22 protein-coding genes are annotated in these 24,870 nt (G+C 37.2%); 12 read left to right on the top strand and 10 right to left on the bottom strand.

Going from position 1 to position 24,870, the window contains the following annotated elements:
• The first annotated feature begins 79 nt into the window (after positions 1-79).
• The 10 genes from OZX59_RS07760 to OZX59_RS07805 are packed head-to-tail and all read left to right on the top strand — an operon-like array spanning position 80 to position 11,547.
• Entirely contained in the window at positions 80-865 is a 786-nt protein-coding gene (locus OZX59_RS07760; RefSeq protein WP_277125798.1) for an accessory Sec system protein Asp3, read from the top strand.
• Positions 866-873: 8 nt separating this feature from the next.
• Positions 874-2,328, top strand: a complete 1,455-nt coding sequence (locus tag OZX59_RS07765; RefSeq protein WP_277125799.1) for a glycosyltransferase — start codon at positions 874-876, stop codon at positions 2,326-2,328.
• Complete coding sequence (locus tag OZX59_RS07770) at positions 2,309-3,163, top strand: hypothetical protein (RefSeq protein ID WP_277125800.1); 855 nt, start codon at positions 2,309-2,311, stop codon at positions 3,161-3,163. Before OZX59_RS07765 ends, OZX59_RS07770 begins: the two co-directional genes overlap by 20 nt.
• A 19-nt stretch (positions 3,164-3,182) precedes the next feature.
• Positions 3,183-3,359 carry a hypothetical protein gene (locus tag OZX59_RS07775; RefSeq protein ID WP_277125801.1) on the top strand — a complete coding sequence of 59 codons (177 nt, stop codon included), beginning with the start codon at positions 3,183-3,185 and terminating at the stop codon, positions 3,357-3,359.
• Positions 3,360-3,369: 10 nt separating this feature from the next.
• The gene (secA, locus tag OZX59_RS07780) at positions 3,370-5,724 is read left to right on the top strand and encodes a preprotein translocase subunit SecA (RefSeq protein ID WP_277125802.1); all 2,355 of its coding nucleotides are present in this window, start codon (positions 3,370-3,372) and stop codon (positions 5,722-5,724) included.
• Between the two features lie 22 nt (positions 5,725-5,746).
• Positions 5,747-6,961: a hypothetical protein gene (locus OZX59_RS07785; RefSeq protein WP_277125803.1), complete on the top strand. Its 1,215-nt coding sequence runs from the start codon at positions 5,747-5,749 to the stop codon at positions 6,959-6,961.
• A 31-nt stretch (positions 6,962-6,992) separates the two neighbouring features.
• On the top strand, positions 6,993-8,495 hold the full coding sequence (asp1, locus tag OZX59_RS07790; protein ID WP_277125804.1) for an accessory Sec system protein Asp1: 1,503 nt from the start codon (positions 6,993-6,995) through the stop codon (positions 8,493-8,495).
• Complete coding sequence (gene asp2, locus OZX59_RS07795) at positions 8,488-10,053, top strand: accessory Sec system protein Asp2 (RefSeq protein ID WP_277125805.1); 1,566 nt, start codon at positions 8,488-8,490, stop codon at positions 10,051-10,053. The genes asp1 and asp2 overlap by 8 nt, the downstream gene beginning before the upstream one ends.
• 13 nt (positions 10,054-10,066) lie before the next feature.
• Positions 10,067-10,789 carry a hypothetical protein gene (locus OZX59_RS07800; RefSeq protein ID WP_277125806.1) on the top strand — a complete coding sequence of 241 codons (723 nt, stop codon included), beginning with the start codon at positions 10,067-10,069 and terminating at the stop codon, positions 10,787-10,789.
• Between the two features lie 11 nt (positions 10,790-10,800).
• Positions 10,801-11,547, top strand: a complete 747-nt coding sequence (locus OZX59_RS07805; RefSeq protein ID WP_277125807.1) for a hypothetical protein — start codon at positions 10,801-10,803, stop codon at positions 11,545-11,547.
• Positions 11,548-11,627: 80 nt separating this feature from the next.
• On the opposite strand, the gene OZX59_RS07810 is transcribed toward OZX59_RS07805, so the two are convergent.
• The 3 genes from OZX59_RS07810 to OZX59_RS07820 all read right to left on the bottom strand — a co-directional run bounded on the left by OZX59_RS07810 (position 11,628) and on the right by OZX59_RS07820 (position 14,292).
• Positions 11,628-12,413: a hypothetical protein gene (locus tag OZX59_RS07810; RefSeq protein ID WP_277125808.1), complete on the bottom strand. Its 786-nt coding sequence runs from the start codon at positions 12,411-12,413 to the stop codon at positions 11,628-11,630.
• A gap of 12 nt (positions 12,414-12,425) precedes the next feature.
• Entirely contained in the window at positions 12,426-13,151 is a 726-nt protein-coding gene (locus OZX59_RS07815) for a hypothetical protein (RefSeq protein WP_277125809.1), read from the bottom strand.
• Positions 13,152-13,566: 415 nt separating this feature from the next.
• The gene (locus OZX59_RS07820; RefSeq protein ID WP_277125810.1) at positions 13,567-14,292 is read right to left on the bottom strand and encodes a hypothetical protein; all 726 of its coding nucleotides are present in this window, start codon (positions 14,290-14,292) and stop codon (positions 13,567-13,569) included.
• 338 nt (positions 14,293-14,630) lie between these two features.
• On the opposite strand from OZX59_RS07820, the gene OZX59_RS07825 reads away from it, so the two are divergent.
• On the top strand, positions 14,631-17,618 hold the full coding sequence (locus OZX59_RS07825) for a BspA family leucine-rich repeat surface protein (protein ID WP_277125811.1): 2,988 nt from the start codon (positions 14,631-14,633) through the stop codon (positions 17,616-17,618).
• Between the two features lie 85 nt (positions 17,619-17,703).
• Here OZX59_RS07825 and OZX59_RS07830 read toward each other — a convergent pair whose 3' ends face one another.
• From OZX59_RS07830 to OZX59_RS07855, 6 genes are all read right to left on the bottom strand, one after another.
• Positions 17,704-18,429, bottom strand: a complete 726-nt coding sequence (locus tag OZX59_RS07830) for a hypothetical protein (protein ID WP_277125812.1) — start codon at positions 18,427-18,429, stop codon at positions 17,704-17,706.
• 280 nt (positions 18,430-18,709) lie between these two features.
• On the bottom strand, positions 18,710-18,814 hold the full coding sequence (locus OZX59_RS07835) for a putative holin-like toxin (RefSeq protein ID WP_348635956.1): 105 nt from the start codon (positions 18,812-18,814) through the stop codon (positions 18,710-18,712).
• A 364-nt stretch (positions 18,815-19,178) separates the two neighbouring features.
• Positions 19,179-20,456, bottom strand: a complete 1,278-nt coding sequence (locus OZX59_RS07840; protein ID WP_277125813.1) for an ISL3 family transposase — start codon at positions 20,454-20,456, stop codon at positions 19,179-19,181.
• 83 nt (positions 20,457-20,539) lie between these two features.
• On the bottom strand, positions 20,540-20,803 hold the full coding sequence (locus tag OZX59_RS07845) for a hypothetical protein (protein WP_277125814.1): 264 nt from the start codon (positions 20,801-20,803) through the stop codon (positions 20,540-20,542).
• A gap of 729 nt (positions 20,804-21,532) precedes the next feature.
• Complete coding sequence (locus OZX59_RS07850; protein ID WP_348635956.1) at positions 21,533-21,637, bottom strand: putative holin-like toxin; 105 nt, start codon at positions 21,635-21,637, stop codon at positions 21,533-21,535.
• Positions 21,638-21,939: 302 nt separating this feature from the next.
• Complete coding sequence (locus tag OZX59_RS07855) at positions 21,940-22,158, bottom strand: hypothetical protein (RefSeq protein WP_277125815.1); 219 nt, start codon at positions 22,156-22,158, stop codon at positions 21,940-21,942.
• A 199-nt stretch (positions 22,159-22,357) separates the two neighbouring features.
• Here OZX59_RS07855 and OZX59_RS07860 point away from each other — a divergent pair, with 199 nt between their 5' ends.
• The gene (locus OZX59_RS07860; RefSeq protein WP_277125816.1) at positions 22,358-23,809 is read left to right on the top strand and encodes an FAD-dependent oxidoreductase; all 1,452 of its coding nucleotides are present in this window, start codon (positions 22,358-22,360) and stop codon (positions 23,807-23,809) included.
• A gap of 104 nt (positions 23,810-23,913) precedes the next feature.
• Here OZX59_RS07860 and OZX59_RS07865 read toward each other — a convergent pair whose 3' ends face one another.
• Positions 23,914-24,765 carry an aldo/keto reductase gene (locus tag OZX59_RS07865; protein WP_277125817.1) on the bottom strand — a complete coding sequence of 284 codons (852 nt, stop codon included), beginning with the start codon at positions 24,763-24,765 and terminating at the stop codon, positions 23,914-23,916.
• Positions 24,766-24,870: the final 105 nt, after the last annotated feature.

The raw sequence follows: 24,870 nt of genomic DNA on the forward strand, positions 1-24,870 counted from the left end.
AGACTAATGAATCTTAAAAAAGCATTCCGAATATTTAATTAGGAATGCTTTTTATATGAATGTGAAGAATGGGGTCGTAATGACTGATAATGAACTGGTAACGGTATATCTCCTGTTTAGGCCACAGAATATGGGCTATATCTATATGTATGGTGCAAAGTTGCATTTTGAAGATGAGGATTTAATCTATGAAAACGCAATAGTTTCACCGGGTAAAGCGCTAATTTTATGGAAAGAAATGAAAATTGTCGATGGAGATTTTATTCCTGATATTATCATGCCGAGGTTAGCAAAAGATGTGGATTATCAATTTCAGATTGTAAGTCAAGAGCAGCCAGAGCATTCACTGTCGCTAGCAATGACTACTTTTGATAAAGATAATCAACAACTCAATTATCAGATTTTTTCTGGAAAAGCAGGTACCTTTAGTTTAACTGCTAAAGAAGCCAGTTATTGGCTTGAATTAGTTAGTTTAGGTAATCAACAGCTGCGCTTCAAAATGGTATTACTAGCTGCTGCGCCGCTGCTTTCAGAATATACCATTACCACGAAGATGGTTGGCGGCATTCGCACTGTCCTAATTGAACCTCAAGAACCTCAAGAACGTAGCCGATTGCACATTCATGTGCGTAACTATACTGCCACGATCCAAGCGTTGACTTTTGAACCGGGACAGGAGCATCTCTTCATCTTGATGCCTGTCCAAAGTTCAGGCATTGGCGACTTTACGACTTCGCAAATGGAGGAACTTGTCAAATATCTCAATAGATTCAGACAAAGTAATTATGTTTTACAGATCGACAACAATCATGCCACAGGCAAATTAGTCAAGATATTACGTGCTTATATTAGTAATAATAACTAGGAGGAAAAATGGACTTTTTTATTAACCAAGCAATGGGGATGGGAAATTCTGGAATTGAGCATTCCGAATTTTATCGTGCCAAACGATTTGAAGAAGCTAAGATACCTTATCGCTTCGTCTTTTTAGCAGAAGTACCAGAATTGCATAAAGCCATGGTTAAGTGGCGTTTGAAAGAACAAAATGTCATTAATATGTGGGAATACTTTGTCTTAGGTGACGATTACCTAAAAGGTGGTCTAACAGAAACCTTCCCTGAAAAGAAGATTAGGACATTGAGTGACAGCACTAATACGATGCGGCTTAATGAACTGTATACTGACTCTGGGATGCATATTGTGCATCACTTTGTTAAACAACAGAATAAGCAAGATCCTAATAGTAAAATATTATTGGTTAGAGCTTACCAAACGCAGATTTTCAATACCAAGACTGGTGAATTGAAGGTGTCATACGAAACCCTGGATAATGCTCATGAAGAAAATCGTATGCAAAATATCCACCTCTATTCTCAAAATGGTGAACATCTCTTCTTTGCCAATGTAGTAAGGTTATATCACCACTTTTTCAGTGAACTTGACCGTTTCTTTGGCGGCAAAAGCAACTTCTATATTGACCGTGGCGATTGGGCTGACGAAGCCTTAATGAATGAACCAATTCCTGATGCAAAGCTTATTTATCTAATTCATGCTGATCATTTGGCAGATCGCAAAGATCCAGCCAAGCCGTTCTGGAATAATTATTATGAATACTTGCTAGATCACTTGAACAAGGTTGACCAGGTAGTTGTCTCAACAGAGCAGCAAAGGCAAGACTTGCTAATCGATTTTCCTCAAGAAGCACAAAAGATTTTGGCAATCCCAGTTGGTGGCATTAGCGATCGACCAAAGGATATTAAGGATCGCAATCGCAAGGGCTTGAAGCTAATTACGGCTTCGCGTCTGGCTAAAGAAAAGCACGTTGACATTGCGGTTAAGGCAGTTGCCGAATTGCATGATGAGGGGGAGAATATTTCCTTTGATATTTATGGTGCTGGTGAAGAAAAGCAACATTTAGAAGATCTTGTTAAAGAAAAGCATGCTGAAAAATATATTCACGTACGCGGCTTATCGCAACACTTAGAGTTGGTTTATCCAAGGCATGATGCCTTTATTTCTACTTCATTTTCAGAAGGTTTCGGGTTAACTTATATCGAAGCGCTGAATGCAGCATTACCAGTGGTGACCTTCAACGCGCGCTTCGGTGCCACACAGCTAATTCGTGATGGTGAAAATGGCTTTGTCCAGGAACTAAAGCGTGATGATGATGATTTTAATGTCGCACAAATTAAAGAGGGGATTACCCGTCTGCTCAAGGCAGATTACGTAAAATTACGTCGTAATACGCAAGTTGGAATTGATAAATATCGCAATAGTGCAATCGCAAAACAATGGAAGGAACTAGTTGATGGATTACGAACTAATTAATCAGGTTAATAACTTGGGCGGCAACATCTTAACCGCTATCAAAAAACGAGCACAAAAAAATAACAGTCAATTACTTTGTTTAACCTCAATGCCGAATATGCGTAACTTTTTGCAAGAGAATGGCTTAAGTGGGACAACGCTAATCGATCACATTACTAAGAGGACTTATGATCCTAAGAGCTATCGTTATTTTAATGAGGTTAATATTCCATCTAAGGATTATGTGCAAATGCAGAAAGATGGCAGTATTTTCGTTGACGATCAAGGAGTCTTTATTGCTCAAGAATATTTATTTCCTAATACTCGGCGCGCAACACAAGATATCCGTTATTTAAATCCTGATGGTAGCTACGATTTTATTGAAGAGTATGCTTCGGACGGCAGTGTTTATAGTCACTTGTATTATGCTAACGGTCAATTACAAGAAATTGAATTCGTTGACATGCAAGGCCAACCAATAATTCGTTACTTTTATTATGAGGGAATGCTCAATTTTATTACTGTTGAGGATCCTAAGGAACATGAAGTAATTGCTAAATATGATAATCTTTTGGACTTTTATATTGATCAGTTGGGGCAGATGATGACCGAGGACGATACGGTTAATATCAACTTCTTAGGAATTGAACTTGATTCATTACGAGCTACCAAGTCACATAATCATTTTTACTTAAATGAAGATCCGGTAGACGAGAATGGTCAAGTGCGTGGCAACTTATCGGGGATTTTAGAGAATAATATTCCGTATATTGAGTCAGTTAAGATGAATAATAAGGCTTATAAGAAGTTGAAAAAAGAAAAGGCTACGCTCAAGAAAATTGATGTCTTGCTTTAACTTGTAGAGGGTTTAACCAATGAAAGATCCATTGACTGACAAAATTCAGCAGGATTTTGCCCATGAAAAGACGCAATTGCCAGTAATGAAGGACAGAAAAAAGACTAAATCAGAATGGCTAGTTATCATGATGAATCTTCTGGTTGGCGCTGGAATTCTGATTGGCATAATCTATCCTCTGTTTAATTTGAAATAATAAAGTAAAAATGCATTTAAAAAATCATCGTTATTGGTGCAAAACCAACAAAATCCTTAAATTAATTTCTAAATATCAATCACTAAGTGATGACGATTTGCAAGCTAAAACTAGCGAATTTCGCAAGCGACTAGCACAAGGTGCTAAGCTTGATGCCTTGATGGTTGAGGCTTATGCCACCATTTGTGTCGCTGATGAGCGGGTACTTGGTCTGACACCTTATCCAGTCCAAATATTTGGTGCAGTGGCAATGCAGGATCATAATGTTATTGAAATGCGGACTGGTGAGGGTAAGACGCTAACCGCGACTATGCCGATGTATTTGCATGGGCTGACTGGCAATGGCAACTTTCTAATTACCGCCAACGATTATTTAGCTAAGCGTGATGCTACCGAAATGGGTCGTGTCTATAACTGGCTAGGTCTAAGCGTGGGCTATAACATGACTGCTTCTGAAGATGACGAAGCTCAAGATAGCGAGTTTTCACAGAAAAAGGCGATTTATGCCAATGACATTGTCTATACAGATGGCGGTACGTTTGGCTTTGACTATCTGACTAATAACTTAGTTAGTGTGACTAAGCAGCAATATTTACCAAAATTTAAGTTTGCCTTAATTGATGAAGTTGATGCAATTTTGCTTGATTTAGCTACTACGCCGCTAGTAATTTCTGGGCAACCAAAAGGGAAATCTAATTATCCTAAGTTAGCCGATAAGTTTGTCAAGATTTGTCAGGAGCATGTCGACTATGAATTGAGTCTAGATCGTAAAAAAGTCTGGTTTCTGGAACGTGGCCTAAGACATGCTAACGAATTCTTTGAGCTTGAAGATATTTTAGCTGAAGAATACGCCGATTTATACTGTCACTTAGTATTTGCCTTGCAAGCCAATACTATCGAGATGCGTGATCGAGATTACATTGTCGAAGATAGTAAGATTGTTCTGCTTGACAAAAATAGTGGTCGTAAAATGACCGGTATGCAAATGCAGAACGGGCTACACCAAGCAATTGAAACTAAGGAAGGTTTAGAGACTAGTGAGAAAACACAGGCAATTGCTTCCATTACTTATCAGAACTTGTTCCGCTTATTTGCTCAATTGGCTGGGATGTCGGGAACTGCTAAAGATGATAAGAAGGAATTGATGCAGGTTTACCGCTTGAATGTTATTGAGGTACCAACTAACCAGGCGAGTATTCGGCGTGACTTACCTGATCGTGTTTTTTACACAGCAGAGGCCAAGCTATTGGCATCACTTGATTTAGTTAAAAAGAGCTATCGAGAAAAAAGACCGGTTTTAGTAGAAACTGGGTCATTATCACTTTCAGATTTGTACTCCGAATTACTATTGCAGGCTCATATTCCGCATAGTTTGCTTAACGCGCGTTCAACAGCACAAGAAGCAGAAATGATTAAGATTGCGGGTCAATCAGGGATGGTGACTGTTTCAACTTCACTAGCTGGACGCGGAACTGATATTATTTTATCGCCTGAAGCCAAAAAAGCTGGTGGCTTATTAGTTGTTGGTACAGAAAAAATGCCACTCAGTAGAATCGACAGTCAATTGCGAGGCAGATCCGGTCGGCAAGGTCAGCCAGGAACAACTGTCTTTTATACATCGTTGCAAGACCAACTGCTCAGTCGTTTTCCGTCAAAGCGGATTAAGCGCAAAGTTGCTAAGCATGAGCAGGATAGTAATCAGGAAGTAGAACGTAGTCGACATTATCGTAAATTATTTAAACGGCTGCAAGACAGTGTGAAGTATGAAGATCAGTCGTCGAGATTTATGGTACTGGAGTATGGTGAGATTTCGCGGTTGCAACGTGAGGCGGTTTATCAGACACGTCGAGAAGTTATGCAGATGAATCAGGAATTGGATCAAGTAGTAATCCATTGTATTCGTGAAGCCATTACTGACTTTGCCCAAAAGTCCGACATCACTCTAGCCCAATTTAGTGATTTTATCTGTGAGAACATTACCACCAAGCACTATGATGTGCAGCAGGTAAATTTAGCTTCGACCAAAGAAAAGAAGCAGTTTTTAAATAAATTGGCGATGCAGGCTTTCAGAGAGAAAAAGCGTTATTTTAAAAATGAAGAAGCTTGGCAATATTATGAGCGCTTAACAATCGTTAAGGCAATCGATGATGCGTGGGTTGATGAAGTTGATAATCTAGAGGACTTGCGTAATGTTGTCGTTCAACGGGCTACCGGACAGGATAATCCGTTATCGGAGTATCAAAAAGAAGCCTTGGCTAGTTTTAAGCAGATGAAGCAAGCAATTTTGAATGCAGCAATGCAGAATGTCCTCTGTTCAGAGGTTAGCGGCAATGAAGTCAAGGGAATGCAGATTTATTTTGCTTAGTAATGAAGAAAGAATTTAAACTATGATGAAAACGCGGGTCGTACAAAAACGGATACTGTGGACAATTTTATTAGTGACGGTTTACTTTTTGGGGCAATTTATTATAATTCCGTTTATTAAACCGCATGTCGCTGCTAAGTATCTGCAAGCTAATACGTTAATCGAGGTTCTAGGAATGTATACCGGTGCTCAGACTAGCAGACCAGCGTTATTGATGCTTGGCATCGGACCATATATGACAACTAATATTATTTTACAAGCAATTAATTCGTTAGATTTGAAAAGTTTGCGGCAAATTCCCCAACATACTATAGATATTTTTACTAACTTTGTTAGCTTAATTGTCGGTATTTTGCAAGCTTTTCTCTATGTAGTTAATTTTAAACAAGCACTAATGCCAGTTTATTTTCTGGGAACGGATATTAGTTTTGCATTAACGATCTTATTGTTAGTAACTGGCGGAATGATTTCGATTTTTCTAGCGAATGTTATTACTGAGCGAGGGATTGGTAGTTCCGCGGTGTTATTAGTACCACAGCTGGTTTTATCATTGCCATCATTAATAACTAAAGGGTGGGGTACAACAAAATTTCACTTCACTGTTATTAATACAATGGTAGTAATTTTGATTGCCTTGGTAATTGTTGTGGTTGGGGTGATTTTAATACATGCAGAAGAGCGGATTCCGTTATCTGATCCCCAACTCAGTAGTCGATTCGCCCAGTCGTATTTCCCAATTAAATTATTAACTGCCGGGTCAATGCCATTTATGTTTTCAACGTCAGTGTTTATGTTATTACCAATGCTAGTTAAGCATAGTTCATTTGAACTTAAGGATACGATTTATCAATTGATTTCGATTAACCGACCGTCTGGGATTATCTTTTACGCGTTAGTTATTGTTATTTTAAACTTTGTCTTTGGAATGATTACGTTGCAACCAAGTATTAAAGCACGTAAATTGAAGGAAAATGGCAATTATTTTTATCATGTTATTCCTGGAACCAAAACAGAGCAGTTTATTATGCAGAAATTCAAACGGTTGACTTGGGTCAGCAGTTTAATAATTGTGGCGATTAGTGTTTGGCCACTAGTATTGGGGCTTTGGTGGCCAAGCTGGGCTAACCTGACGCCGTTTATTGGTAATTTGTTTATTTTATTGACAATTATTTATATGATTGAGCAGGAATATCAAACTCTTGATAGTGAACACCTGTATGTGATTGATTTGAAATAAGCTTAGATTTTGACTGAAGTTGATGAATAAAATGTTGACACTAATTCCTGATTTGCACATAACTAATAATTTTTATCAAAAGAATACGCTGTTAGATTTAGCCCAAAATTTTCAAGCAATGGGTTATGACAGTCAAATCTTGTTGCTAGCTGAAGATGCTGATCGCTATGTTGATGAATTAATTGAAGTTCAATCAGAGGTTATTTATCTCTTTGATGAGATTCAAGGTATTAGCCAAGTTGGTGCCCCGTTAACCCTGAATGATTTGCAGCTACCAGAGGAGTACAAACTGAACGTTAGGTTATTTTTAGATGGTAATATTACCAGTGTCTATGATGGTGATAAACATATTATGAATATTGACCAAGACATTAAGGGCTACCTGAAGACGATCACTTATTATAAAGAAGCCGGTCATGAGGTTGAGCGATTTGACTTACGGGGCTTTTGTAGTAGTCGGCAATTCTTCGATAATAATGATGTGTTAATCAAGAAGCAATGGTTTAGCGCTACTGGTGACTTGGTAATGACTCAGACCCAAGATGGTACGATTACGATTCCGCCAAGACAACATTCTAGATTCAAAAAGCAAGCGTATCGTGATTTGGCAGCTGTTGAAAATGAATTTTTACAAAAGCATATCGTTGGTCAGCAGCTGATTGTTGAGCCAAGTATTGATAGCATTAACTTACGGCCATATTTACTACAAGCAAAAGTTTATTATTATTTTACTGATGAACAGCAATTAATAAATAATAATTTTAGTGGCATTATCCAGCAAGATAGCTATTTGTTTCAAAATGAGACTTTTAAAAAGATCTTTTTAGGAATTGTTAAACAAGCAGGCGTTGCTTTTATGCCTAATTGCCAGCTGATTCCGTTATATTTTGCCAATTTTGCTTTAGGTACCAGTATGGAAGCAGAGAGTAAGACAATCTATTGGCACGTGGGTGAATTAACTAACGAGCGCTTTTTGGCTATTTATGATCAGCTACTCAAACTACTAAAAGAACATGAAAATTTAAAAGTTGTCATTGATGCTAATGTTGAGCAGATTAAGTTATTTAAGCAGACAACTAAAGATTTTGTTACCAAGTTTAAGGCAAAGATTGCCGAATTAGATGATCAGGTTGCCTTAACAGATTTGGCTCCTAATGAATTAGCTGAAGTACAGCAACTCGCTGCCATCAATCGTTTTTCTTGTCCAGAAAGACTGCAATACACAGACAAGGTAAACTTGCTTAGAAAAGCGTATTTGTTTTTGGATACAGATGTGATGACTGATTATCAATTGCAGCTGGAAGCTGTTAAATCCGGCATTCCCCAAGTAGTTCGCCAGGCTAATGGTTTAGTTAAGAATGATCGAAATGGCTTTATTATCCAGCAAGATCAATTAATTACGCAGGCATTAGCTGTTTTTATCACTGATCTGGCTAAATGGAATCGGGCAGTAGTCGAAGATGTTGGATTGATTAAGCAATCTTCGCTTAATCTGATACTGAAGAAGTGGAAGCAGGTATTAGAAAATGAGTAAAAGCAAAGGCCGCACAACCTTTTTGTTTCATAGTGGTAGTCAGCCATTAGAGGATTTGGCTGATGCATTGACAGACTGCACTTATCTTTGGGCTGATCCGCAAAATATGCAGCAACATGCGCAATCACCGGTTTTTAAGCGAGAAATTTTTAATTCTAAATATTTGTTCTCTTACTTTTATCTTGATAGTACTTCTCCTTGGCTCAGTAAATTGGAGCTTTTGAATCAATTACCGGCTTATCGGGTATTCTATAGTCAAGATGCGGTGCTAAGCGAACAAGCACAAGCTATTTTGGATTTTCGTGGAGCCTTTAAAATATCCCCTGAAGATGTAGCGGCAGACATTAATCATTATCTTTTTGATACCGAAGTTGGTTATCGAGCAACGATTGATAAGATTACCATATCACCTGATATGCAGAATCAAGTAAGTTATTATGGGAATACTTGTTTGCAGATTGATTGTAATTTTGTTGATAAATGGCGTTATGTTGGTCGTTTGGCTTACAGTGTCAATGTTCCTGGGCGTTATGCAACGGAGTTGAAGTTTGATTTAAGAACGACTGGTTCTGCGCAAATCAAAATTGAAGTTCAATGCTTTACGGTTGATGGTGATAAATTATTAAATAAGTTTGTTAAGAGTGGTGCAGATTTAATTCAAGATCATGGCAAAATTATCATTGATGGTATCGATGGTGATTTTTATTATAGCGTTTATTATTATGTCTGCGGGCAAGGTAGTGTCTTACTCGGGTCAATGCATCAACGGCGATCGCGAGGACGGTATGGCTTACTTGAGTTAGGTGGAACAGCGGTCTTTGATCAAAACTCACTTGATGGTGAAATTGAATATTTGTTTAATCCAGGGAACTTGAAGCCACCATTGACGGTCTATTTTGGTGGGTATCATAGCGCTGAGGTCTTTGAGGGGCGGGGGATGCTACACTCTAAAGGCGTACCCTACTTATTGTTAAATGATAATCGCGGCGCAGGTGGGACTTTCTTTATTGGTGATCAAAGTTTAGTAAGTAAGATAAGAACCATTATCACTGATTGTTTAGACCAGTTGCATTTTACAATTAAGGATTTGGTCTTAACTGGGATGTCAATGGGAACATTTGCAGCAATGTATTATGGTGCACAACTTAATCCGGGTGGTATTGTACTTGGTAAGCCACTATTAAATTTAGGGACGATTGCAGAGAATTTACGAATTAATCGACCGGATGATTTCCAATGTGCAGCTGATATGGTGTTGATGCTTGAAGGTAGTGATAGTCACGAGGCTTGTCAAAAGGTTGACAAGCTTATGTGGCAACAGCTACGTAGCGGAACCTTCACCAACACGGATTTTATTATTAGCTATATGAAGAATGATGATTATGATCTCTTGGCGTATAACCAATTAAGAGAATTTTTGCAAAAGAATTATCCTACTTCCTATGTATTAGCTAAGGCATATGATGGTCGCCATAACGATGCCACTGACGTGATGTCTAATTGGTTTGAACGGCATATTTATCAACTTTTGCAAAGTAAATACGGACAGAAATTTTAATGGAGGCAACGGAATGGGGAAAAATATGGTAATTACCCAGTTTTTTGTTAATATGCGAGATACTCAGCCTGATCATCAAGTAGTAAATCATGACGTTGTTGAATTGATTAAACCTTTGTATAAGTCAGTTGCTCGCTATGATACTGAACTGACTATCTTGGGAAATTTTGTGAAGCTAGCGGAGAAGTGGCCATTGCTTAACGTGGTTCAGGTTGATCCTCACAATTATTTGAGTGATAATATGTATTTTTTACGCTGGGAGGTAACCTATGAATATCTGTTACACCACCCAGAGATTGATCAAGCGGCGCTAGTTGATGCTGGAGATGTTGAGCTACTTAATTATCCATTTACTAATCTTCAGGACGATATCTTATATATTGGTGATGAGTATAATTACCTTGATGATCCCATTGTTAAGAATGATTTAAAGCCAAGTTATTTAAATGATTTTGTTGAAAGAAATCAGTATTTGCAATTACTAAACCCAGGTGTGATTGTTGGTAGTAGAAAAATATTACTAGAATTTTTGGAAATTGTTATCAAATTGCTAACTGATGATCTGGTAGCTAGTAAGTTTACAGCTAATCAGGAACATTTAGGTAGTTTTGATATGGGGTTGATTAATTTTGTTACTTACAACTATTTTAATGAGCGGCTTTGTCATGGTAGGAAGGTAACTACTCGGTTTAGAAACGAAGAGCATGCGGTTAAATCCTGGTTTAGACATAAGTAAAGTAGGTAATAATGAAAATGAATGAAAGTGAACTGCTTAATAAAGAATTTTTTTGTCAATATAAAGTTGATGCAGGGAACTGGGCTTATATTACTATGGGAAAAGTTGAGTATTTAATTATTGTGTTTCGATCTGATCATACGTTAGACTTTGTAACTAACATTCCCTTTTATCCTGAAGAACGAGCCTGGGAATTTGATCAAGAACAGCAACATCTAATTTTTAAGGATGAGTCGAGAACTAAGATCGTTACAACTTATGCTGTATCGCTTGATGATAATTATCTTATCTTGAATAACGTTGCTGATGAACGGCAAAGATATATCTGTCGTAATAACTTTAATTTTAATAAAGCAGTACAACCGCAGAGTATTCTAAGCCGGCAACGGCGGTTATTTGTTAATACGTCCCAGTCTGTAACTGAAAAAGACTTAATTAGTGACTTTGCTACCAAGATTGGCTATGAAGTCAGTTTTCTTAATTGTAATAATGACTGGCAATTCATCGATCAAGTATGGTCAGAGATTGTTCAGCATCATGATCTGAAGGTGGCGTATATCATCTTTTCGGGAGGTAATAATCTAGATGGTAAAGCTTTTTCTCAAGACGATACCAAGAGCTTGCGATCTGCAACTGAAAATAGAGCAGAAGTCCTGTCAGCCTTATCGCAATTGCTAATCATGCATAATCAGCAGTTGTTGAATGGAGCAGAGCCAGCAACGCCAACAGAATTACTGAAAAAGGTAATTATGAATTGAGTAAATTAGCGATTTTTAACTAAAAAATATCCTAGCAAATAACTTTTAGGTCATTTGCTAGGATATTTGTTTACTATGAATTATTCAGTCACTATTGTCGGTAATAGTGCTAATGGAGTTGACAGGGAACCTTCGGCTAGTTGTTCATGATAGTGCTTAACTAGCAATTGAGCTAAAACAACAATCACTTGATCTCTTTGTCCAGAAATCCAGGTGGCTTGCTCAGGTTGATTTTGAATAGTTAACTGGTCGCTTAGAAGTTCGTGTTTAAAATCAGGTTGACCAGCAAGGACTAAGCACACCGCTTTAAGATTCGTGTCATTAGTAATGGCTGACCAAGCCGTCTCAATTAATGACCATGGATCAGAGTCTGGAGGAGTTAATTGTTTAGCCTCGCAGCAATACTTGATGGTATATTCTTGAAGCAATTTCTGTTCTTCATCAGAGCTAGCCTGTTCTGGTAATAAAATTAACCGTTGACTAGCTAAAACGTCTGGCTGGGAGTTGACTTCCTGGTCAAAGTCAATCGTTTCATAACAAATATAGCGATTTTTCGGATTGTTTACTTTAGTAAGAATAAATTGATGCCCCTCAACTGTTTGTGGTAATTGATACTGGCTGAGAATTTTAGTATTGTCGATATCTTTTAAAATGATTTGTTGATTTGCCTCATCAAATTCCCAACACCGTTCTGCTGGATAGAAGCCAACATGTGATGGGAATTTTAGGGTGTGATCATTAGCAAAAATAATTGCTAAATCTCCTCTAGGTGCTAATTGAACCGACATCCAATTACCAACATCTGCTTTAACTTGATAAGAAAAGATTTTATTCTTGAAGCGATTCAAAAATTCTTGTTCGTTCATTATTAACTCCTTTTATTTATGCTTAAACCAGGAAGTAGTATTACGTTCACTGTACTTGTAACGAGTGTTGACCTTGCGACCATGACAGATACGTCCTGGAAAGAATTTGTATAAAACATAGCAGGTAATAGCCATTTCATAATTACCTAAATGTTCTTGATCTGGATAGAATTTTTCATTTCTAGCATCTTCAACGATTAACTTGATTAGAATTGCCAAGAACTCTAACAGAGTTTTCCTGGTGCCGACCATGACGCCAGTATTTAATAATTGTAAGTGTCGATTTTTCCTAACAAAATCCGCTAGATATTTAGGTTTATTATCGCCAGTAATGATACCACCAGTAAGGTCAATATATTCATCGCCAACATAGATGATCCCTTCTTTAACATCATTAAAGGGATAGTTCATCATTTCCACATCGCCGGCATCAACAAGCGCTGCCTTATCAATTTCAGGATGCTTTAATAGATAATCGAAGGTAACTTCCCAGCGTAAAAAATATAATTTGTTATTTAAATAATGTTTGAATGGCTCGATAGTTATTAATTTTTCCAGTGGTGGAGGAGTGGTCGGATTTTCAAAGTTGATAATCGTATGTAATTCTGTATCAAATCTAGCCACAGATTCATATAAATCTTTAGTTATGTCAGTGATGTCGATATTTTGCAAAGTTTGCCCGCGCTGTTCGTCATACATGTTGGCAAAAAATTGCGCTATTACCACATTTTTAGTCATTGTTAAGCTCCTTAGTTAAATCTTATTTAATTATAGCGCTTTAAAATAGCAATTAGCAATACTGTATTAGCATTTTAAATATAATATTTTCCTAAATAATAATTTTGGTCTTTTGAGTTTGAATTAGTTAATTATGAAGGTTAAAGTTAATGATTTTCTTTGATGGTATGAGATAGAATCCTTATAGATAAGGTATTTAACTGATACTTAAACCAGAAAGATTTCAGATGGTACAAGAAACTTTAAAATTAATATATAAATAACGACTGTTCTTTAAATTGCTTGTATTATAATTATTTTTCCAATCAAGAAATCGCTTTTATAAATAATGTAAAACACTTCATAAATAAAAATGAATCAACTAAATTAGTATTAGTGATTCATTTTTTAGGAGATAGTGTATAAAAGTTAGTTGTTATTTGTGTCTGAACCAGGAAGTAGTATTATGCTCATCATATCTATAGTGAGTATTAACTTTACGACCATGGCAGATACGTTCTGGAAAAAATTTGTATAAAACATAGCAGGTAATAGCCATTTCAAAATTACCTAAATGATCTTGATCTGGATAAAATTTTTCGTCTCTAGCGTCTTCAACGATTAACTTAATTAGAATTGCCAAGAACTCTAACAGAGTTTTTCTGGTACCGACCATGACGCCAGTATTTAATAATTGTAAGTGTCGATTTTTCTTAACAAAATCTACTAAATATTTAGGTTTATTATCGTCAGTAACGATGCCACCAGTGAGATCAATATATTCATCGCCAACGTAGATGATCCCTTCTTTAACATCATCAAAAGGATAGTTCATCATTTCCACATCGCCGGCATCAACAAGCGCTGCCTTGTCAATTTCAGGATGCTTTAATAGATAATCGAAGGTAACTTCCCAGCGTAAAAAATATAATTTGTTATTTAAATAATGTTTGAATGGCTCGATAGTTATTAATTTTTCCAGTGGTGGAGGGGTGGTCGGATTTTCAAAATTAATGATCACATGTAATTCTGTATTGAACCCAGTGACAGATTCATATAAATCTTTAGTTATGTCAGTGATGTCAATATTTTGTAATGTTTGACCACGCTGACCATCATACATGTTGGTAAAGAATTGTGCTATTACCACATTTTTAGTCATTGTTAAGCTCCTTAGTTAAATCTTATTCAATTATAGCGCTTTAAAATGACAATTAAAAATACTTTTATTATAATCTTTTGGTATTGACTTAATAAAGTTTAAAGTGCTATCTAATATTTGTTTGTAGTCCGATAAATTATATCTTTTTTGTACAAGGTATTAAGCTATTATTTAATCGTATGAAAACTTTAAATAGTATAAGTGACTTTAGATTTAATATAAAATATTTCATAATATATAAATAACATATGTTTTTAAAATAATTTGTATTATAATTACTTTATACTAATTAGAAACCGGTTTCATTAAAAACGGCATAATAATTAAAAGGAGAAATTATGTTAAATAAAAAGCAAAGAGAGCAAATGAATTCTCTTCAAATACGGGCTGAAAAGCAACGCTTTTCAATTCGAAAGCTATCAATTGGAGCAGCTTCAGTACTATTAGGGTTAACCTTCCTGGGTGTTAATAGTCAGACAGCTAGTGCAGCTACCAATAATGATGTACAAGCAGCAGATGATACTAATCAAACAACGGACCTAGATACCTATTCAGGATTGAAAAAGTTTTTGAAGTCTGATTCAGAGACTAATACTCCAGCTGAAACAACTCAGGTGAATACTGCCGCAGATGATGACACAGCAACTAAACCTCAGATGCCAGAAGATTCTGTAGAGACATCGGAATCGACAACTAATGTTTCTGAAGCTACTACACCTACTAGCAATGATGTAACAACATTAACTGCTAATGATGATCAAGCTACTGCTCCAGCACAATTGGAAAATCTTGGTAAGAATGGTGATTGTGATATTCTTTGGGACGCTAGTTCTAAGACCTTGCATGTCAAAGCTAGTACAGATGGTAATCAGCTTGCTAACAAATTAGTAACAGGCTTAAATAGCGATATATATAATAAAATTACTCATATTATGATTGACGATCCAGTTGCTTTTCCAGAAGATAGTAGTTTTATGTTTTCTAATTATTATAGTGGCTTAGATCAATTAGAAGATATTAGTGGATTAAATAAAGTAGATACTAGTCATGTGACTAATATGTCATGTATGTTTTACTATGATAAAAGTTTAATTAGTTTAGACTTAAGCAGCTTCGATACCGGTAAAGTAATTAGTTTTGATCAAATGTTTAATGGGTGTATAAGATTGAAGAAACTAGATATATCGAACTTTGATACACATCAAGTAGTTAATATGTCGAGTATGTTTTCTTATTGTACCAATTTAGTAGATTTGAATTTAGGAAGATTTGATACAAGTAGTGCGATTTATATTTCTGGAATGTTTGGCAGTTGTTGGAGCTTAGCTTCTTTGGACTTAAGTAATTTTGATACTAGTATGGCACAATATTTTAGCTATATGTTTTCTGGACTCGGTTCTAAATATAAATTTGTATTTACGTTACCAGCACACCATTTTGATAAGAATGCTTATTTTGATTACAATGGAATTAATATTCAAGCCGTCGATGCTGCTCATGGCGGTACCATTGATCATCCAGTTGGGACAAAATATACTACAGACGAATTAGCTGATTTATACGCTTCTGCTAATCCACCTGCTGAAACTTATGTCATGGTAGGCGCACATGATAACGAGCGTTACCTTGCTAGTGCTAAGCCTGGCACCTTAGTGGCAACTGCTGGACAGGATTTGGTTGCTACTAGTGATCAATATCTGCAATTTACTGATCAAGCAGACAATTCTATTAAAACGGTATCAGATTTAAAACAGACTTATGACCTAATCAATAACGACCACAATGCTGTGATCGATGTCGCTTGGAGTGGTAACGGTATTGATGAGACAGGACATTTAACTGCCACTACTGGTACCGTTAATGCGACTGCAACGGTTACTTTTGGCGACGGTACTATGGCGCAAGTCCCAGTAGCTTTATCAGTTAGTCAAGCAATTGATCCGAATGCCAATTACCAAGTAACTGCTGCGACAGATGGTGTATTGCAATTGCACGCCACTGATGTTGGCGATGTGACGGTTGCTAAGCAGCCGGAATTTTATGATCCCGACGTGATTAATCAATTGGTATCCGTGACGGCTGATGGCACCAGCGTTAATGCCAGCTCCGTCATCGATCACTTGGAGTGGGTCAATAACGGGGAGCCGTCAACCGACTATCTCTCTGTCAGTAACCATAATCCCGACTTGTACGACCAAGGTACTGTCCGTGCAGTCTTTAAGAATGGGAAAAAGTCGCGTGCCTTCAAGATTAAGGTTAATGTAGTTGGCGTCACACTCAAAGATGACGTCAATGTAGCCTTTAACTCCAGCCTCACACCGATTTCAGCGACTGACCACGTTGCTAATGGGGCAAACTACCTTGATCTTAGTCAAATTGACCAATATCCTGTAGCCTATTACACTTGGTCTGATGAATCCGATCAAGATACTTCTGTTGAGGTCAACTATGGTAAGACTGGCGCTACTAAAACGGTCTACTTGATGGTGCATTACCAAGACGGCACTGAGCAAGCAGTGCCAATAACGGTAACCATTAAGAGTCAGGCAACTATTAATCAATATACACAGACAGCGCCGTTAACCGCTCATGTGGTCAATGTCAATAACGGTGCCACCGCGAGTTTGTCGCAAGTAACTGACCAAAATCAGTGGAGTAATTTCCTAGCTGGCGATTTAAGTGCAATTGCCAGTCTAACTTGGGCTGATCCAGCGGCCTTTAGCCAAGCCCTGGCAAGTCGCGGAGAGCAACAAGCCGAGCTAGTAATTAAATTTAAGGATGAATCAACACAAACTATGACAGTTAACTTACAAGTAACGGCACTTAATGCCCAAGTTGACCAACAAAAGACCTTTGATTTAAGCCAAACTACGATTGACCATACGCAAAATGATCCAACTGCAGCTGCTTATCTTGACTTAAGTGCAGAAGATCAGCAAAACATCATTGGCTATACTTGGTCAGGCGATGCGCAAGGCACTAGCGATCTCGAACTTGCTGGAGCTGGCAGCCAGTTGGCCTACCTGATCGTACATTATCAAGACGGAACAGCCCAAGCTGTCGCAATGCCAGTCATGGTTAAGCCGCAGAGTCTGCAATGGCAATTCCAGCAAACGCAGACAGTTAGTGTGCCGCTGAACTCCACGACAGCACCAGCAGCATTTGCCGATCCAAGCAGCTTCCTGACTAATACCGAGACAATTGCCAAGATTAACTGGGTGACTGCTCCTGACACCAGCGTGTCTGGCGATATGACTGCCGCTATTCAGCTGACCTTTAAGGACGGCTCAACCTTAATCCATTTAATCAAGATTAACGTTGCCTAGTTATCCGATGGATAAGTATAAAAAGCTCCGATTTATTTCGGAGCTTTTTGCTTGGCTAAGACTTATTTAGGATAAAGTTTGATTACTATTTATGCTTGAACCAGGCTTGACTATCGCGGTCATCATATTTAAATTTATTGGTAATTTTACGACCGTGTTGGATCCGATCTGGGAAGAAGCGGTATAGCACGTAGTTAATAAGCGACATTTCAAGGTTACCTAAATGATCTTGATCTGGATAAAATTTTTTATTTCTAGCATCTTCAACGATTAACTTAATTAGAATCGCCAAGAACTCTAACAGAGTTTTTCTGGTACCGATCAGAACTCCAGCATTTAATAATTGTAAGTGACGATTTTTCTGGATGAAATTGTTTAAATAAGGAGGCTTAATATCGTTTATAACGATGCTATCAGTAAGATCACTATATTCATCGCCGACATAAATGATTTCTTCGTTAATATCATCAAAGGGATAACTCATCATTTCTACATCGCCAGCATCGACTAACGCTGCTTTATTAATTTCAGGATGCTTTAATAAATAATCGAAGGTAACTTCCCAGCGTAAAAAATATAATTTGTTATTTAAGTAATGCTTGAATGGTTCAACAGTTATTAATTTTTCCAGTGGTGGCGGAGTTGTCGGATTTTTAAAGTTGATAATCGTATGTAATTCTGTATCGAACCTAGCCACAGATTCATATAAATCTTTAGTTATGTCAGTAGCGTCAACATTTTGTAATATTTGCCCACGCTGAGTGTCATACATGTTAGTGAGGAATTGCGCTATTACCACATTTTTAGTCATTATTAAGCTCCTTAGTTAAATCTTATTTAATTATAGCGCTTTAAAATCACAGTTAGCAACAAGTTATAGGCTTTTTATAATAGGGCTTAGACTCTATTTGGAATAAGAAATATTGTAGTTGTGGTGCTGGTGTATTTTACCCTGAAACAAAATGTGCTATAATAGCAAAAAGAAAAAGGGCTCTATTGCAAGTAGAACTCCTTACAGAAACCACATAAAGCGGTAGATAAAACTTAATTACGATTTGATAAATCGCTAGCTGTACTAGAGCTAAGGCGATTTATTTTTTTGACTGATTTTTAATCAGTTCAACAATTAATGCGATCAAGGCAACAATAAAAGTGCCAAAAGAAAGCATCAATTGAATAGCGTCTGCAACAGACACTATGGCTACCTCCTTTCAATAGAATTTGTGTTAGGTGTTTAACCACCATAAGCACCACTTCCTTTAAAGGAAAATAGCTACCGCCTTAGCTGTTTCTGTAATAACTATTATAACGAAAGATGAATAAGTTAAAAAGGTTATTTTTGGAAGAATAGTAATTTAAATCATTGAAATAATGTGCTACAATAATAAAAGAAAAGGAGTTCTACTGGAAATAGAACTCCTTACAGAAACCACTGCTAGAGTGGTGGCAAAGTAATAAGACTACGAAGTAATCATTAACTCAGCCCGAGCCAAAATGATTACTTTTTGTGGCTCTTTGTCAAATCCTGTTGATGAAGATAAATAATGAATTAGATGCACTTTAAGCAATCATGCTTAAATTGTTTTCTTTTAGTATGGCATTTTTTGCTTCTAACCTAATTCTAGCAGTCATGTTGGAAAAGTTACGATAGCCATAAGCCGTGCGTTGAATTTGCTTAATCTTGCGGTTAGTTCCTTCGACGCAGCCATTGGAATACTTGGAAGTAGCCGCATTAAGTACAGCTTTGCGATTATGCTTAAAGGTCTTAAGCGTTATTTTCATCTGCTCACCGAGAGCAACATCTTCATCACATAACTGACTCATTTGCTTAGGGTTATGGTTAGCTAAAGCTTGTCTGAAGTCCTGCATCAAATCATAAGTAGCACGCAATTTAGGACTAACAGCCAAGCCTTCTTCTACAATTTGTTCCTGGGTTAAGCGGTCTTTTAAGTGCTGGTAATACTTAACTTGTTTAACTTCCAACTGGTTATATGGCTTTAGATAGGACTTCCAGTAATATTTGAGCAAGCTATAACGGCGATCAGAATGCTTAAACTGCTTCATCGTTTGGACGCGAAGTTGGTTAAAGGAGCGGTTAAGCATTTGCACAATGTGAAACCGATCAATGATGATTTGTGCGTTAGGAAAAAGTTCCTGAGCCAAGTCTTGATAATAAGCATTGAGATCCATAGTAATAGTTTTGACTCGGCTTCTAACGATCAGAGGAAATTTTTTAAAGCAAGCCATAATCTCCTTTTTTAAACGAGTGGGCAGAATTTTAATAATTTCATGAGTATCATCGTCTACACAGATAAAATGTAATTGGCGGCCAACCCCGCGAAATTCATCGACACCAAGATGTTCCGGCAGGTAGTTATAATCAGTATCTTGTGGCAGGTGTTTAAACTTAGTAAAAGTGCGTAAAACCGTGTTGGCAGAAACATGGTTAGACTGAGCAATGTCAGTCATTGCCCGATCAGTAGTTAAGTCTTGAATGATTTTTTGCTTGACTGGATTAGCAATCGAGCAATGCTTGTCAATTAGAGGACTATTGGCCATAAAAGAATGGTGACAAGACTGGCAGTATAAACGTTGTTTATGCAGTTCAATTTGAAGCGGCTTAGAGGCATTAGCTGACAAATAACGAACATGGGAAACGTAATGGCCATTATGAACTAAGGGGTAACGACAGTTAGGGCAAGTAGACCAAGGAAGTTTAAGTTCGGCAACCAGGATTTTGGTGACCTGATCGTCAGCTAGATAAAAATTGGAAAAAGTCAGATTATTATCTTTAATATCAAGCAAAAGTTTAGTAGAATAGTTATCAATAGAGGACATAGTAAAACTCCCATCTTTCTTGAGTGGTATTAGGAAATATAAGTGAGGCGCTATGGCCTCTTTTTTGCAAAAAAAATATCCTGTTAATAAGATACCACAAGGTATTCATCAACAGGATAAAGTGTACAGCCCTTTTTGTTTCTCGTAAAAAATTGCTTTAATACGGAAACCAGTCTTGCAATAGCAGCTGTCCAAGTAGTTAAGGCATTGGTCAACTTTGTAAAAGAATTGACCAAGATATAACTAGCCCAGACAATTGCAGCTAGTTGCAAGAGCAGAGTAACAATATCCATAGGATATTGGGCTATCCTCCTTTCATTGAGAATTTGTGTTTGGTGTAAATACACACCATAAGCACCACCTTTTTTTAAGAAGAAAAAACCACCACTTTAGCTGTTCTGTTAATAATTATTATAATGAAAAATGAATGAGTTAAAAAGGTTATTTTTGGAAGAATCGATAATTTAAATCATTGAAATAATGTGCTATAATGATAAAAGAAAAGGAGTTCTACTGGAAATAGAACTCCTTACAGAGACCACTGCTAAAGTGGTGACAAATATAATAATTACTTAGTAATCACTGCTCTGTCAAGCTAAAGTGATTACTTTTTGTTTCTCGTAAAAAATTGCTTAATTACGGAAACCAGTCTTGCAATAGCAGCTGTCCAAGTAGTTAAGGCATTGGTCAGTTCTGTAAAAGAATTGACCAAAACATAACCAGCCCAGCTAGTTGCAAGAGTAAAGTAACAATATCCATAGGATATTGGGCTATCCTCCTTTCATTCAGAATTTGTGTTTGGTGTAAATACACACCATAAGCACCACCTCTTTTTAAGAAGAAAAAGCCACCACTTAGCTGTTCTGTTAATAATTATTATAATGAAAAATGAATGAGTTAAAAAGGTTATTTTCCGAAGAATCAGTAATTTAAATCACAGAGATAATGTGCTATAATGACAAAAGAAAAGGAGTTCTATTGCAAGTAGAACTCCTTACAGAAACCGCATAAGGCGGTAGCTTGTTAGTTTAATTATAAAGACTATAAATCGCTAGCTTCACTAGAGCTAAGGCGATTTATTTTTTTGACTGATTTTTAATCAGTTCAACAATTAATGCGATCAAAGCAACAATAAAAGTGCCAAAAGAAAGCATTAATTGAATAGCATCTGCAACAGACACTATAGCTACCTCCTTTCAATAGAATTTGTGTTAGGTGTATAACCACCATAAGCACCACTTCCTTTAAAGGAAAATAGCTACCGCCTTAGCTGTTCTGTTAATAATTATTATAACGAAAAATGAATGAGTTAAAAAGGTTATTTTTGGAAGAATCGATAATTTAAAAAAATGAAATAATGTGCTATAATAACAAAAGAAAAGGAGTTCTACTGGACATAGAACTCCTTACAGAAACCACTGCTAAAGTGGTGACAAACTAATGTGTAAACGAAGTAATCACTAGCTCACCCAAGCCAAAGTGATTACTTTTTGTTTCTCGTAAAAAATTGCTTAATTACGGAAACCAGTCTTGCAATTGCTGCTGTCCAAGTAGTTAAGGCGTTAGTCAGTTCTGTAAAAGAATTGACCAAAACATAACCAGCCCAGACAGTTGCCGCTAGTTGCAAGAGCAGAGTAACAATATCCATAGGATATTGGGCTATCCTCCTTTCATTGAGAATTTGTGTTTGGTGTAAATACACACCATAAGCACCACCTCTTTTTAAGAAGAAAAGCCACCACTTAGCTGTTCTGTAATAACTATTATAACGAAATATTAATGGATAAGAAAGAACTAAATTTGCTATCAAGTGTTTATATAACTATATTGCTGAGAAACATTGCTACCATAATATTTAAAGTTTATAATTAATTGAAGGCGCTTAGAAATAGAGGTAGAAGATGTTAGCTAAGAATAGTGAATATGATGTAGTAATTGTTGGTGGTGGTCTGTCAGGAATGTCTGCGGCGGCTCAAGCAGCTGATCAAGGTTTGAAAGCCTTAGTGATTGAAAAAGGGCGTTCGACTGGTGGTAGCGGCAACTATGTTGAAGGTGTCTTTGCAGTAGATTCAAAAATGCAACGAGAGCAAGGAATTGAGATCAACCAAGCCGAACTTTTACATGATGAACAAGAATATTCTCATTACAAGGCCAATACCAAAATTTGGCGCGAATATATTAAGCAGAGTGCCGCTAATATTGATTGGTTGAAGGCTAAAGGAGTCCAGTTTGACAATGTTGCAACGTTAGGTTCAGGAATTGATACTTGGCACTTATTTTCCGGTTTGGGTAATAAGGCCATACATGCAGGTTTAGAACCATTTGCACGTGAACATGGAGTTGAAATTATTAAATCAGCAACTGTCACTGATTTAGTAATTGGCAAAGATAAGCAAGTTACTGGGGTTAAGGTTCAGGATTTTGAAAGTAATACGGTGGCGACCATTATGGCTAAAGCTGTAATTATTGCTACGGGCGGTTATTTAAATAATCAAAAAATGCTTGCTAAGTACTTTAATGAAAATGCTAATCGCATCGTGCCAGTAAATTCTGGTAAAAATACAGGTGATGGTTTAACAATGGCCTGGAAAGCTGGAGCCAAACAGTTTGGTTTAGGCATGGCAATGATGTTTGGTGGGCAGATTAAAGAATCCGCTGTGCCATCTTATCAATATTGGAAGTCAGATTTAGGCATTGCTTCGGCTGAGCAGGCGCCACTCTGGGTTAATGAAATTGGTGAACGCTTTGTTAAAGAAAATGTCTTTGATAATTGGGCACATGCAGGCAATGCAATTATTCGCCAAGAACGAGTTTATGCAATTTTAGATCAGGGCATTATTGATAAGTTTACTAATGGCAGTTTACCACGCAGCTTAAAGCCATTATCGACAAAGACTAAATTGGCTAATTTGCCAAAAATGTTAACTGAAGCAGTCGATAAAAAGCGGTCATTTATTACTAAGGCTGATTCAGTTGCCGAATTAGCGAATCAGATAGACTTACCTGAATTGGCAACTACGGTTAAAGCTTATAACCATGCTTGTGAGCAGGGGCAAGACCTTGACTTTGAAAAGCCAGTCCAATATTTAACTTCTGTAAGTCAAGCACCGTTTTATGCAATTGAATTAGGTGTTGGTGCGTATTGCACAATGGGTGGTTTGCGAGTCAATGAACGAAATGAGGTGCTTGATGCTAACGGTCGTAAACTTGCTGGTTTATATGCCGTGGGTAATGATGCAGCGGCAGTGTTAGTTGGCAATACTTATGGTGTTAATGTGCCAGGATCAGAAGCAGGTTATTGCGTCTATTCTGGTCGAGTAGCAGTGCAAATGGCAGAAAAATATCTGTCATAATACTAAATAAAAAAACTCCTCTCATGTTGATACGAACCCCCGAAATTAGCTTGTCTTAATTTTAGGGTTCAGATCAATACATGGAGGAGTTTTTAATTAGTAAATTATAGTTCTAAATGAGTACGAGGATCTTGCCCAGAAACACGAGCATCAGGTTGGTCTAAATCAGTAATTGCATCCATCTCGGCGGCTGTCAATTGGAAGTCAAATAGATCAAGGTTAGCCTGTTGATGGTTGCTACTCTTGGCACGTGGCAAAGGAATAACTCCAAGCTGATATTCCCAACGCAACATAATTTGCCCACCATCTTTATGATATTTGTGAGCCAATTGATTAATTAATGGTAGATCGCGAATCGGCTGACTTAACTTTTTGCCAGCTCCACCAAGCGGACTCCAAGCTTCAGTAACAATTTCGTGGTCACGATCGTATTGTCGTTGTTTGGCTTGGCTAAACAGTGGATGAATTTCCACTTGGTTTACTTCTGGTAATTCGCCCGTTTCTTCTTCAAGTCGATCAAGGTGTTCTGGTAGAAAGTTTGATACGCCAGCTGCCCGAATTAATCCGCGTTTCTTAGCTTCTAGCAAAGCTTGCCAAGCCTCGACGTAGTGATCTTTCATTGGATTAGGCCAGTGGATTAAGTACAGATCAAAATAATCTAGATCTGCACGATAAAGAGATTCTTCAATAGCATCAAGAGCTGCTTGATATTCATGGTAGCGTCCGGGTAATTTGGACGAGATGATTAGCTGGTCACGGCTAACATTGGCTATCTTAATTGCCTGTCCAACCGTGCCCTCATTTTCATAATTATAAGCAGTGTCGATTAAGCGATAGCCGTTATTAATAGCGTTTTTGATTTCAGTAGCGCCAGATTTAGCGCGTAATTGATAAGTACCAAAGCCAACAGCAGGTAATTCAATACCACCTCGTAAAGTAATAGTAGGAATTGACATATTTACTCCATTTCTATCCAACATGGATAATATAGCATAGCATTTTTTGAAAACGATTTAAGTTAATTGTAGAAACTAGAACGTACGATGTCAATTGAGATACTA

The organism is Lactobacillus sp. ESL0681 (genome assembly GCF_029392835.1).
In the GTDB taxonomy this organism is placed as follows: domain Bacteria; phylum Bacillota; class Bacilli; order Lactobacillales; family Lactobacillaceae; genus Lactobacillus.

Excerpts from the sequence above, each read along its gene's own strand:
- OZX59_RS07760 (WP_277125798.1), top strand. The coding sequence starts at position 80 with ATGACTGATAATGAACTGGTAACGGTATATCTCCTGTTTAGGCCACAG.
- OZX59_RS07765 (WP_277125799.1), top strand. The coding sequence starts at position 874 with ATGGACTTTTTTATTAACCAAGCAATGGGGATGGGAAATTCTGGAATT.
- OZX59_RS07770 (WP_277125800.1), top strand. The coding sequence starts at position 2,309 with ATGGATTACGAACTAATTAATCAGGTTAATAACTTGGGCGGCAACATC.
- OZX59_RS07775 (WP_277125801.1), top strand. The coding sequence starts at position 3,183 with ATGAAAGATCCATTGACTGACAAAATTCAGCAGGATTTTGCCCATGAA.
- secA (WP_277125802.1), top strand. The coding sequence starts at position 3,370 with ATGCATTTAAAAAATCATCGTTATTGGTGCAAAACCAACAAAATCCTT.
- OZX59_RS07785 (WP_277125803.1), top strand. The coding sequence starts at position 5,747 with ATGATGAAAACGCGGGTCGTACAAAAACGGATACTGTGGACAATTTTA.
- asp1 (WP_277125804.1), top strand. The coding sequence starts at position 6,993 with ATGTTGACACTAATTCCTGATTTGCACATAACTAATAATTTTTATCAA.
- asp2 (WP_277125805.1), top strand. The coding sequence starts at position 8,488 with ATGAGTAAAAGCAAAGGCCGCACAACCTTTTTGTTTCATAGTGGTAGT.
- OZX59_RS07800 (WP_277125806.1), top strand. The coding sequence starts at position 10,067 with ATGGGGAAAAATATGGTAATTACCCAGTTTTTTGTTAATATGCGAGAT.
- OZX59_RS07805 (WP_277125807.1), top strand. The coding sequence starts at position 10,801 with ATGAAAATGAATGAAAGTGAACTGCTTAATAAAGAATTTTTTTGTCAA.
- OZX59_RS07810 (WP_277125808.1), bottom strand. The coding sequence starts at position 12,413 with ATGAACGAACAAGAATTTTTGAATCGCTTCAAGAATAAAATCTTTTCT.
- OZX59_RS07815 (WP_277125809.1), bottom strand. The coding sequence starts at position 13,151 with ATGACTAAAAATGTGGTAATAGCGCAATTTTTTGCCAACATGTATGAC.
- OZX59_RS07820 (WP_277125810.1), bottom strand. The coding sequence starts at position 14,292 with ATGACTAAAAATGTGGTAATAGCACAATTCTTTACCAACATGTATGAT.
- OZX59_RS07825 (WP_277125811.1), top strand. The coding sequence starts at position 14,631 with ATGTTAAATAAAAAGCAAAGAGAGCAAATGAATTCTCTTCAAATACGG.
- OZX59_RS07830 (WP_277125812.1), bottom strand. The coding sequence starts at position 18,429 with ATGACTAAAAATGTGGTAATAGCGCAATTCCTCACTAACATGTATGAC.
- OZX59_RS07840 (WP_277125813.1), bottom strand. The coding sequence starts at position 20,456 with ATGTCCTCTATTGATAACTATTCTACTAAACTTTTGCTTGATATTAAA.
- OZX59_RS07860 (WP_277125816.1), top strand. The coding sequence starts at position 22,358 with ATGTTAGCTAAGAATAGTGAATATGATGTAGTAATTGTTGGTGGTGGT.
- OZX59_RS07865 (WP_277125817.1), bottom strand. The coding sequence starts at position 24,765 with ATGTCAATTCCTACTATTACTTTACGAGGTGGTATTGAATTACCTGCT.